Genomic DNA, 11441 nt, shown 5'->3' on the forward strand with positions numbered 1-11441 from the left:
AGACCATGTATGTTGCCGTCAAAGGTGGCGAGGTCGCCATCAGCAACGCTCACCGGCTTCTCGCCGACCGACGCCGGGGCGATCGTTCACTGCCCTCCGTCACGATCGACCAGATTGCCGAACAGCTCGGCCTTGCCGTCGATCGGGTGATGGCGGAGGCCTCGCTTTATGACCGTTCGCTTGCAGCGCTTGCCGTGCGCCAATCGCGCGGCGACCTGATTGAGGCGATCTTCCTGCTGCGCGCCTATCGCACCACCCTGCCCCGTTTCGGCAATTCGGTGCCACTCGACACCGCCGACATGCAGGTCGAACGCCGCGTCTCGGCTACCTACAAGGATCTGCCGGGCGGACAGCTGCTCGGTCCGACCTTCGATTACACGCATCGCCTTCTCGACCCCTCGCTGCTTTCGGACGAAGCGGTCGAAGAACCGGCCCGCAGGGAAGCCGGTGGCGAGGAGATCATGCGCGTCTCCGACATTCTCGCGCATGAGGGCCTGATCGAAGCCGACGGGGATCTGCCGCAGGATCATCAGGCAGGCGATCTGACACGCGAGCCGATGGAATTCCCGATGGGCCGCGATCTGCGCCTGCAAGCCCTGGCACGCGGCGACGAAGGTTTTCTCCTGGCGCTCGGTTATTCGACCCAGCGCGGCTATGGCCGCAACCATCCGTTTGTCGGCGAAATCCGCATCGGCGAAGTCGAGGTGGAGATGGACATACCGGAACTCGGCTTTGCCGTTTCGCTCGGCAACATCCGCGTCACCGAATGCCAGATGGTCAACCAGTTCAAGGGTTCTTCCAAGGCGCCGCCGCAGTTTACCCGCGGTTACGGCCTGGTCTTCGGCCAGAGCGAGCGCAAGGCGATGTCGATGTCATTGGTCGATCGCGCGCTTCGTGCAGAGGAACTTGGCGAGGACATTACCGCGCCGGCACAGGACGAGGAATTCGTCATTTCGCATTCCGACAACGTGCAGGCGACCGGTTTCGTCGAACACCTGAAGCTGCCGCATTACGTCGATTTCCAGGCGGAACTCGCCATGGTCCGCAAGATGCGCGCCGATATCGAAGCCGCGCGCAACGGTGAAACCGAGATGAAGGATGCTGCCGAATGAGTGCCGATCTCGCCACCTATAATTTCGCCTATCTGGACGAGCAGACGAAGCGGATGATCCGCCGCGCGATCCTGAAGGCAATATCGATACCCGGCTATCAAGTACCCTTCGCATCGCGCGAAATGCCGATGCCTTATGGCTGGGGCACCGGCGGCGTGCAGGTAACCGCCTCGATCATCGGGCCGGAAGACGTGTTGAAGGTGATCGACCAGGGCGCCGACGACACGACCAATGCTGTATCGATCCGCGCCTTCTTCCAGAAGGTCGCGAACGTGGCCGTGACGACGCGGACCTGCGATGCGACAATAATCCAGACACGTCACCGCATTCCCGAACAGAAGCTCAGCGAAAATCAGGTTCTCGTCTACCAGGTGCCGATCCCCGAGCCGCTGCGGTTCCTCGAACCGCGGGAGACCGAAACGCGGAAAATGCATGCGCTGGAAGAATACGGCCTCATGCATGTGAAGCTTTACGAAGACATCGCCATCAACGGTCGCATCTCGAAAACCTATGCCTATCCGGTGAAGGTCGATGGCCGTTATGTGATGGACCCCTCGCCGACGCCAAAGTTCGACAATCCGAAAATGCACATGTCGGACGCGCTGCAGCTTTTCGGCGCCGGGCGCGAGAAACGCATCTATGCGGTGCCGCCCTACACGGAGGTTGTGAGCCTCGATTTCGAGGACTATCCGTTCGAGATCCAGACATTCGACCAGGACTGCGCCCTTTGCGGTGCGCATGGCGTCTATCTCGACGAAGTCGTGCTCGACGACAAGGGCGGGCGAATGTTCGTCTGCTCCGACACCGACCATTGCGAGGATCGCCGTGAGCACGGGCATGTCGGGGCAATGCTTGCTCCAAACCAGGAGGCTGCGGAATGACCGATACCCCTCTTCTCAAAGTCAGCGGTGTGTCGAAATTCTATGGCAGCCGGATCGGCTGCAAGGATGTTAATTTCGAGCTTTGGCCCGGCGAAGTGCTGGCGATCGTCGGCGAATCCGGTTCGGGCAAGACGACGCTTCTGAATTGCATCTCCACTCGCCTGCTGCCTACTGCCGGCAGTGTCGAATACCGGATGCGCGACGGCAATTTTCGCGATCTCTATCACATGAGCGAGGCAGAGCGCCGTCTCCTGATGCGCACCGACTGGGGTTTCGTTCACCAGAACCCGGCGGACGGGCTGCGCATGGCCGTTTCTGCCGGCGCCAATGTCGGCGAGCGGCTGATGGCGGTCGGCGACCGTCATTACGGCAAGATCCGCGAAACGGCGACGGACTGGCTCGGTCGGGTAGAAATCTCCGCCGACCGGATCGACGACCAGCCGCGCGCCTTCTCCGGCGGCATGCGCCAGCGCCTGCAGATCGCCCGCAATCTCGTCACCGGCCCGCGTCTGGTCTTCATGGACGAGCCGACCGGCGGTCTCGATGTTTCGGTGCAGGCACGCTTGCTCGATCTCGTTCGTGGCCTCGTCAACGATCTGGGCCTGGCGGCAATCGTCGTCACACATGACCTTGCGGTCGCACGCCTGCTGTCGCACCGGATGATGGTGATGAAGGACGGACATGTCATCGAACACGGACTGACAGACCGGGTGCTCGACGATCCGCGCGAGCCCTACACCCAGCTTCTCGTTTCCTCGATCCTACAAGTATAGGAGATCCAGATGGCCACTCCCCTCGTCGTCTCGGAAGTCTTCAAGAGCTTCACCATGCATCTGCGCGACGGTATCAAGCTTCCGGTCGTCAACGACGTGAACTTTTCCGTCGCCTCGGGCGAATGCGTCGTGCTCGGCGGCCCGTCGGGCATCGGTAAAAGCTCGATCCTGAAAATGCTCTACGGCAACTATGCCGTCGATGCCGGCCAGATTCTCGTCGACCACAAGGACCGGATCGTCGATATCGCCAGCGCCGACCCGCGCACGATCATCGAGGTGCGTCGTCATACGATGGGTTATGTCAGCCAGTTCCTGCGCACCGTGCCGCGCGTCGCTGCAATCGATGTCGTCGCCGAGCCTCTTGTCGTGCGCGGCGTCGAGGCAGCTATTGCGAAAGAGAATGCGGCCGAGCTTCTTTCGAGGCTCAACCTGCCGCGCGAATTGTGGTCGCTGCCGCCATCTACCTTCTCCGGCGGCGAGCAGCAGCGCGTCAATATCGCTCGCGGTTTCATCACCAGCCATCGCGTCCTGCTTCTGGATGAACCGACCGCCTCGCTCGATGCCATCAATCGCCGCGTTGTGGTCGAGATGATCGCCGCGAAGAAGAAAGAGGGCGTCGCCATGCTTGGTATCTTCCATGACGAGGAAGTGCGCGAGGCAGTCGCAGACCGTATTCTCGACGTCAGTGCCTTTTCTCCACGGAAGGCCATTGCGGCATGAGCAGGAAACTGACCGAGGCGCCGAATATCCACGAAACGGCAAGCGTGACGAACGCGACGCTCGGACGCTACACGGAAGTGGCCGAGCGCTGCCGCCTGGATGAAGTGGAGTTTGGTGACTATTCCTATATCGAGCGCGATGGCTCGATCTGGTGCGCCACGATCGGCAAGTTCGTCAACATTGCCGCCGCAGTGCGTATCAACGCCACCAACCATCCCATGCAGCGCGCAACGCTTCATCACTTCACCTATCGCGCCGCCTATTATTGGGATGACGCGGATATGGAAAAGGAGTTCTTCGACTGGCGTCGGGAACACCGGATCGCGATCGGTCATGACGTCTGGATCGGCCACGGCGCCACTCTGCTGCCGGGTGTGAATGTCGGAAATGGCGCGGTGATCGGCGCCGGCGCTGTCGTCTCCAAGGATGTCGCGCCTTACACCATCGTCGGCGGTGTGCCGGCCAAACTGATCCGCGAGCGCTTTACCAAGAAAATCGGAGAAGAAATGGACCGGCTCGCTTGGTGGGATTGGGATCATAAGAAGTTACGCAGCGCACTCGAAGATTTCAGGACACTTTCAGCAGAGGATTTTCTTGCGCGCCATGCGTTGTAACGAAAGCGTTACAGAAGCGTCACACTTGTAATCAAACTGACATCGAATCGACATTCAGACTTCATCAACCAAGTCTAATCCGATCCCCACCAGGGGATTGGACAGGCATTAGAACATGAAGTTTGAACTGAGGAATATCACTCGACGTTTCGGCGATCGTATCGCGGTCAATGCCGTCAATGTAGAGATTCCCCAGGGCCAGATGGTCGGCATTATCGGCCGGTCCGGTGCCGGCAAGTCCACCCTTCTGCGGATGATCAACCGCCTGCAGGAGCCGAGTTCCGGCTCTATCCATTTCGGCAGCGTCGAAGTGTCCTCACTGAAGGGCGCCGGATTGCGCAACTGGCAGCGTGACTGCGCGATGATCTTCCAGCAGTTCAATCTCGTGCCACGCCTCGACGTGCTGACCAATGTCATGCTCGGTCGCCTGAACCACCGTTCTACGATCATGAGCCTGCTCAACATCTTTTCCGACGACGAGCGACTGGCAGCCATTGCGGCGCTCGAACGTCTCGGTATCGAACAGACCGCGATGCAGCGCGCCGGAACGCTTTCGGGCGGCCAGCAACAGCGTGTGGCGATTGCCCGTGCGCTGATGCAGGCGCCGAAGATGCTGCTTGCCGACGAGCCGATTGCTTCGCTCGATCCGCTCAACGCCAAGATCGTGATGGATGCGCTGCGCGATATCAACGAGCGTGAAGGCATTACCGTCATTACCAACCTGCACACGCTCGATACCGCCCGCAGCTATTGCGAGCGGATCATCGGCATGGCTCATGGCAGCGTTGTCTTCGACGGCACTCCAGCTGAACTCACGGCGGCTGCCGTGCAGGAAATCTACGGCTCCGACAAGGATGGCGCCGGCATCGACGAAACGATGACCTCGACCAGCATCAACATTCCCGCAGCACAGGCTAGCCGGGAACAGCAATCGGGCGGGATCGGTTCGCTGGCGAGCGCCAGCGCCTGATACCCGCACCCAGATCGACAGCCCGCGTAAAGGGCAAACCATTCATTCATGACCCAACTCCGGATGATCCGGAAACAGGAGATCACCATGCTGAAGAAAACTCTTCTCGCTGCCGTTGCACTCAGCGTGCTCGCCGGCTCCGCAATGGCACAGGACGTCAAGGTTCTGCGCATCGGTCTCGACGGCTCGGAAAACGAAGCCGACCAGATCCGCAACACCCAGTGTGTTGCCGATGGCCTCAAGGCTGCGACCGGCGTTCCGGAAGTCCAGATCTTCCCGTCGCCGGACTATAACGGCGTCATCCAGGGCCTGCTCGGCGGCACGATCGACATCGCTTCGATGGGCGCCTCCTCCTATGCCGCCATCGCAATCAAGGACCCGAAGGCTGTCGACCCGATCCTGACCTACACCCAGTCGGACGGTTCCAGCGGTTACTACTCGATCATGGTCGCCCGCAAGGATTCAGGCATCAAGACGCTCGCCGACCTGAAGGGAAAGAAGCTCGGCTTCGCCGACCCGGACTCGACCTCCGGCTATCTCGTCCCGAACGTCGCCCTGCCGAAGGAAATCGGCGCACCGGTGAAGGAATACTTCTCTGAAACCGGCTTCGGCGGCGGTCACGAGAACCTCGTTCTTGCCGTTCTCGACAAGAAGTTCGATGCCGGCACGACCTTCGGTTCGGGCGTTGGCAAGTGGGAAGACGGTTACACCGGCGGCAACCTGCACCAGATGGTCAACAAGGGTAACCTGGACATGGACGATATCGTCGAAGTCTGGAAGTCGCCGCTGATCCCGAACGGCCCGCTGATGGTCAACAACAAACTGCCGGAAGCCATGCGCGCCAAGGTCGAAGCCTATTTCATGGAACTTCCGAAGAAGGACCACGATTGCTTCAAGTCCTACACCCAGGGCGACAACAAGGAATACATCAAGGTCGATCCGTCCTTCTACCAGACGATCGTCGACGCTCGTAAGTCCGTCATCGGCGGCTGATCCTTTTTCCCATCCTCTGACGGCGGTACTCCATGAGTGCCGCCGTTCGTCAAACGAGAGCGCGGATCATGGCGACCATCAGCGAAAATACCTCTGGCGGGCTCGGCCCTGCCGCATCCATGGTGATGCAGCATTACCGGCAGCAGCTTCGGACACGCCGGATCTACACCGCGATCTCGATCGGCGTTTTTCTCATCGCCCTCTTCTACTCGCTGCAATTCGCCAATAACGCGAATGCCGGCAAGTTCTTCGAACGCTTGCCCTATTTCTTCGATTTCATCCGCAGCTTCGTGCCGGACAGCCCGATGGAAATTTTCCGGGCGATGTTCGACCTGCCGTCACCCTATGCCGACGGATCGCTGAAATACGACTATACGGCCGACCGGGTCTACATTACCGACACGCTCTACATCCCGAACTTCCTCTATCAGCTGATCATCACGATCAACATCGCGCTTGTCTCGACAATCATCGGTGCGGCAATTGCCTTCCTGCTCTGCTTCTTCGCCTCGACCAATCTGGTCGGCGCCGGCGCTACTCGTTTCGTCGTGCGCCGGATCATGGAAGTGATGCGCGCCTTCCCGGAAATCGTCATCGCGGGGCTTCTCACTGCGATCCTGTCGATCGGTCCGATCGCCGCGATCATTGCGATCACCGTCCATACGATCGGTGCTCTTGGAAAGCTGTTCTTCGAAGTTGTCGAAAATTCCGACATGAGGCCGGATGAAGGCCTGCGTGCCGCCGGTGCTTCATGGGTCGAGCGCGTGCGCTTCGCCATCGTTCCCCAGGTGCTGCCGAATTTCGTTTCCTACACGCTGCTGCGCGCCGAGATCAACGTGCGCGCCTCGACAATCATCGGGGCTGTCGGGGGCGGCGGCATCGGCGAAGTGTTTCGTCTGGCGATCGGCCGCGACCATGCCGCCAAGACCTATGCGATCATCATCCTGCTGCTTGTCAGCGTGATCGCGATCGATCAGTTCTCGAGCTGGCTTCGCCGCCGGCTGATCGGCCAACAATCCTTCGAATTCGGCAGGGGAGCAGCCTGATGACATCTTCGGTCCCCAGCATCAACGCTTCCGATCGCGAGCGGCTGCGCTCGGCCCATCCGGAGGTCTTTCACCGCTCGGTCATGAAGCGCTACGGGCTGGTCATCGGTTCAGGCATCGTCTTTGCCTATCTCGTGATCTGCTTCTTCGCCTTCAATGTCGGTCCCGCCTTCCAGAATGGTCAGTGGGATCGTGCGTCTTCCTATATCCAGGACTGGTATTCGTGGCGCGCACAGCCGCGCCTGCGCTTCCAGGATGACGGCACCGTGCGGGCGCAGTGGTCAAGCCGCGGACAATATGCCGCGGGCGCCGACATATTCTGGCTGCAGCCGACCCAGGGTGGCGGCTATACGGTCACCTACGGCAGCGACAACGACAGACTGGAAGTTTCGTCAAGCCGCGTCGATGTCTACGTCAACGGTACTGCTTACCCCGTCACGATCACCGAGGATGCAGCAACAGCACCGGCAGGCGCGCCGGCTGCGATCATCCAGGACGGAGCCAAGGTCATCGTTGACTACGGCTTCGAGGGACAGGCTGAAATCCGGACCTCCCAGGTCTATATCCAGCGCCGCTTCCTCGGTTGGGCGAACTTCCTGTTCGACACCAAGTCGGATTTCTGGGGCAAGAGCTGGGGCGAACTGGTCAGCCTTGCAACGGTCGGCGAGCGCCTCGATCCGGCGCGCTCCAACGTTTCGCACATGGTCGCCGACTTTCTCGGCAACAATGTCTGGCAGCATGCCGACATCCTTTCGAAGCTGATGCAGACATTGGTGATGGCCTTCGTTGGCACGCTGCTCGGCACGCTCTTTGCCTTCCCGCTCGCGTTCATCGCTGCGCGCAACATCACGCGAAGCCGCGTCGCCAACTGGGGCATGAAGCGTCTGTTCGACTTCCTGCGCTCGGTCGACATGCTGATCTGGGCGCTGTTCTTCACCCGCTCCTTCGGCCCCGGGCCGATCCCCGGCATTGCGGCGATCTTCTTTACCGATGCCGGCGCGCTTGGAAAGGTTTATGCGGAAGCGGTCGAGAACGTGGACGACAAGCAGCGCGAGGGCGTGAAATCGGTCGGGGCCTCGCCAATCATCGTCAACCGCTTCGGCGTAGTGCCGCAGGTCCTGCCGGTGTTTATCTCCCAGTCGCTGTACTTCTGGGAATCGAATACCCGCTCGGCCACCGTCATCGGTGCCGTCGGCGCAGGCGGTATTGGCCTCAAGCTCCTCGAAGCGATGGGCACCAATGCCGACTGGGACAAGGTCGCCTATATGGTTCTCCTCATCCTCTTCGTGGTCTTCCTGTTCGACAACGTGTCTAATGCGATCCGCTCGCGACTGATCGGCGGCCCGACGCATTAAAGCGCGCCCGCATCATCATTCTGTCATGGAAATCTTTTAGGCGCTGGGCCTGTCTTCGGATACGACGGATGTCTAGACTTCCGTCTCTGCCCCTTCCTGATTCCGGAATGATGCCTTGCGTTACGCCCTCTACTTTTCCCCCGCTGCGGACCATCCGCTGACGACGACCGCATCCCGTTGGCTCGGCCGTGATGCCTATACCGGCGAGGCCTTTCCCACGCCCGAGGTCAACGGCCTTTCCGTGGAGGAGGTTCATGCGCTTACCGCCGATCCTCGCCGCTACGCCTTTCACGCAACACTGAAGGCTCCGTTCGAACTCGCAGACGGCAAGACGGAAGCGGAACTGATCGAAGCTTTCGAAGAGTTTGCCGCGACGACTGAGGCATTCGATATACCCAACGTGATTGTCGGCCAGCTCGGACGGTTCTTCGCGCTGGTGCCGGATCGGGTCTATCCCGAGCTGCAGGACTATGCTGCCCGCATCGTTGAGGATTTCGAGCCATTTCGGGCGCCGCTGTCGGATGCCGATATTACCCGTCGCAAGCCGGAAACGCTGTCGCCGCAGCATCGCGACAACCTGATGCGCTGGGGTTATCCCCATGTGATGGGAGAATTTCGCTTTCACATGACGCTGTCCGGCCAGGTTCCGCCCGAACAGGCGCCTGCCATGCGCGCCGCTCTTGAGCCCCGTTTTGCCGAATTCGTCAACAGGCCGCTCTCCATTAACGGCATAGCGCTCTTCGTCGAGCCTGCCCGCGGCGCAGATTTTATTGCCCATCGCTGGCTGCCCCTGAAGCCCGCTTCCGAGATCAGAAAGACCGCCCCATGACCGAGACCGTATTCAAGAATGCCCGCATCGTGCTGGAAGACAGCGTTATTTCCGGCTCCGTACAGATCCGTGACGGCAAGATCGCTGACTTTTCCGAAGGCAGCGTTCACACGGGCGAGGATTTCGAGGGCGATTATCTGATCCCGGGTCTGGTGGAGCTGCATACCGACCATCTGGAACAGCATTATTCTCCGCGTCCCGGCGTGCGCTGGAATGCGACGGCGGCGATCCAGGCCCATGACGCCCAGATCGCCTCTTCCGGCATCACGACCGTCTTCGATTGCCTGAGAATGGGATCGGACGAGGACGGTGGCTTCGAGCATGGCGAGATGCGGGCCATGGCCGATGCGATCCAGGCGGCCGAACGCGAAGCGCGGCTGCGCTCGGAGCACCTGATCCACCTCCGCTGCGAGGTTTCGGCCGATAACGTGCTGGAGCATTTTGCCGATTTCGAGAATGACAGCCATGTGCGGCTCGTCTCGCTGATGGACCACGCTCCCGGTCAGCGTCAGTTCCAGACAATGGATCAGTATATCTTCTACTATCAGAAGAAGCGCGGCCTGACCGACGAAGCCTTTAAGATCTTTGTCGACAAGCGCGTGGCGGAATCGCAGCGCAATTCGACGCCGAATCGTATCGCGATTGCCAAGCATTGCGCCGAGCACGGTATCACCGTTGCAAGCCATGACGATGCGACGCTTGCCCATGTCGACGAGGCGATCGAAAACGGCGTCAAGCTTGCCGAATTCCCAACCAGTTTCGAAGCCGCCGCCGCCTCGCATAGGGCTGGCATGAGCGTGCTGATGGGCGCGCCGAACGTCGTGCGCGGCAAGTCGCATTCCGGCAATATTGCCGCCCGCGATCTTGCTGCCGGAGACGTTCTCGATGTCCTCTCCTCGGACTACGTGCCTCTCAGCCTGCTTTACGCGCCATTCATTCTTGCAGACGATGTCGAGGGGATCTCTTTGCCAAAGGCGATCTCCATGGTGACGTCCACCCCAGCCCGAGCAGCTGGCCTTGCCGATCGCGGCCGGATCGCGACCGGGTTGCGTGCCGACCTCGTACGGGTTCATCGCGAGGCAGGCGTGCCGGTATCGCGCGCCGTCTGGCGGCAAGGGCGCCGGGTGGCCTAATGCACGGATCATCCGAACCCCGCAGAAAAGCCGGTGAAGGCTGCATGGTCGCGGTCGTCGGCCCCAGTGGGGCCGGCAAGGACACATTGATGGCCTACGCCGCCCGCGCCCTCTCGGGCAACCCCGATGTGGTGTTTGCCCGTCGCGTGATAACCCGCGATGCTGCTGCCGGCGGCGAGAATCATGATGGCGTCTGCGAAGCTGAGTTCGAAAAGCTCAAAGCCGATGGCCGCTTTGCCGTTTCATGGGAAGCTCACGGATTGCATTACGGCATACCCGTCGAGACGAAGAATGCCGTGGCGAGCGGCGCGGTCGTTGTCGCAAACGGATCGCGCTCGGCGCTCGGCCTGTTCGGGCAAGCCTATCCGAACCTCGTCGTCATCAACGTAACAGCACGCCCGGAAGTGCTGGCACTGCGGCTTGAAGCGCGCGGACGAGAGAGCAGAGAAGACATTCTGCGCCGGCTGAAACGGAGTTCTCTTGGCGTGATCGGCGACTATAAGGTCATCACGATCGATAATAGCGATGAAATAGAAATTTCGGGCAAAGCGATTGTCGACGCCGTTTCGACTTTATTATCCCAGTCTTTCATTCCGAGAGAAAAATAAAACCTGGCACGCTTTAAAGTTCCAATAGGTCCCCTACCTGCTTTATTCGGCATGCCTAATGGAGGCTAGGCCAATTGGAGCTGGGGCGGTGATAGAAACACGAGCAAGGGATGGAGCGGACCCTGACAGTGTGGCAAGCAATGATCTGGAAGCGCGAATAGTCGTGCTGGAGATTGTCGCCATGACCGCATTGGCGTTGACGCTCGACACCTCCGAGAACGGCAATGCTGATCAGGCCCGCGGTATAGCAGCCCTGATCCAAGACACGGTGCGACAACGATCGCGCGAGGTCGGTCTAACCAAAGGTGCGCAGGAAACGGCAGATACCTATGCCGAGGAACTGCTTTCCACGGCACTGGCTTCGCTTTATCCGGAAACCGGGTCAGCCTGATCTGCGCATTGATCGC

Annotated in this window: 13 protein-coding genes; all 13 read left to right on the forward strand. The window is 60.2% G+C overall.

Features of this window, described 5'->3' with window-relative positions:
• The first annotated feature begins 5 nt into the window (after positions 1–5).
• Complete coding sequence (locus GGE33_RS13805; protein WP_183823833.1) at positions 6–1112, forward strand: carbon-phosphorus lyase complex subunit; 1107 nt, start codon at positions 6–8, stop codon at positions 1110–1112.
• The gene (locus GGE33_RS13810) at positions 1109–1993 is read left to right on the forward strand and encodes an alpha-D-ribose 1-methylphosphonate 5-phosphate C-P-lyase PhnJ (RefSeq protein ID WP_183823835.1); all 885 of its coding nucleotides are present in this window, start codon (positions 1109–1111) and stop codon (positions 1991–1993) included. Before GGE33_RS13805 ends, GGE33_RS13810 begins: the two co-directional genes overlap by 4 nt.
• Entirely contained in the window at positions 1990–2766 is a 777-nt protein-coding gene (phnK, locus tag GGE33_RS13815) for a phosphonate C-P lyase system protein PhnK (protein WP_183823837.1), read from the forward strand. Before GGE33_RS13810 ends, phnK begins: the two co-directional genes overlap by 4 nt.
• A gap of 9 nt (positions 2767–2775) precedes the next feature.
• Complete coding sequence (gene phnL / locus GGE33_RS13820; RefSeq protein WP_183823839.1) at positions 2776–3486, forward strand: phosphonate C-P lyase system protein PhnL; 711 nt, start codon at positions 2776–2778, stop codon at positions 3484–3486.
• Positions 3483–4100, forward strand: a complete 618-nt coding sequence (locus GGE33_RS13825; protein WP_183823841.1) for a DapH/DapD/GlmU-related protein — start codon at positions 3483–3485, stop codon at positions 4098–4100. The genes phnL and GGE33_RS13825 overlap by 4 nt, the downstream gene beginning before the upstream one ends.
• Before the next feature lie 115 nt (positions 4101–4215).
• The gene (gene phnC, locus GGE33_RS13830; RefSeq protein WP_183823843.1) at positions 4216–5070 is read left to right on the forward strand and encodes a phosphonate ABC transporter ATP-binding protein; all 855 of its coding nucleotides are present in this window, start codon (positions 4216–4218) and stop codon (positions 5068–5070) included.
• An 87-nt stretch (positions 5071–5157) separates the two neighbouring features.
• Positions 5158–6063, forward strand: a complete 906-nt coding sequence (phnD, locus tag GGE33_RS13835) for a phosphonate ABC transporter substrate-binding protein (RefSeq protein ID WP_183823845.1) — start codon at positions 5158–5160, stop codon at positions 6061–6063.
• 119 nt (positions 6064–6182) lie between these two features.
• On the forward strand, positions 6183–7109 hold the full coding sequence (gene phnE / locus GGE33_RS13840; protein WP_394353667.1) for a phosphonate ABC transporter, permease protein PhnE: 927 nt from the start codon (positions 6183–6185) through the stop codon (positions 7107–7109).
• Positions 7109–8464 (forward strand): phosphonate ABC transporter, permease protein PhnE, encoded by a 1356-nt coding sequence (gene phnE, locus GGE33_RS13845; RefSeq protein WP_183823847.1) that lies wholly within the window; start codon positions 7109–7111, stop codon positions 8462–8464. The genes phnE (GGE33_RS13840) and phnE (GGE33_RS13845) overlap by 1 nt, the downstream gene beginning before the upstream one ends.
• A gap of 115 nt (positions 8465–8579) precedes the next feature.
• Complete coding sequence (locus GGE33_RS13850; protein WP_183823849.1) at positions 8580–9293, forward strand: DUF1045 domain-containing protein; 714 nt, start codon at positions 8580–8582, stop codon at positions 9291–9293.
• Entirely contained in the window at positions 9290–10426 is a 1137-nt protein-coding gene (locus GGE33_RS13855; protein WP_183823851.1) for an alpha-D-ribose 1-methylphosphonate 5-triphosphate diphosphatase, read from the forward strand. Before GGE33_RS13850 ends, GGE33_RS13855 begins: the two co-directional genes overlap by 4 nt.
• The gene (gene phnN / locus GGE33_RS13860) at positions 10426–11034 is read left to right on the forward strand and encodes a phosphonate metabolism protein/1,5-bisphosphokinase (PRPP-forming) PhnN (RefSeq protein WP_246435988.1); all 609 of its coding nucleotides are present in this window, start codon (positions 10426–10428) and stop codon (positions 11032–11034) included. The genes GGE33_RS13855 and phnN overlap by 1 nt, the downstream gene beginning before the upstream one ends.
• 130 nt (positions 11035–11164) lie before the next feature.
• Positions 11165–11425: a hypothetical protein gene (locus GGE33_RS13865; RefSeq protein ID WP_148146178.1), complete on the forward strand. Its 261-nt coding sequence runs from the start codon at positions 11165–11167 to the stop codon at positions 11423–11425.
• Positions 11426–11441: the final 16 nt, after the last annotated feature.

Source organism: Aliirhizobium cellulosilyticum (assembly GCF_014198105.1).
Taxonomy (GTDB): Bacteria; Pseudomonadota; Alphaproteobacteria; order Rhizobiales; family Rhizobiaceae; genus Neorhizobium; species Neorhizobium cellulosilyticum.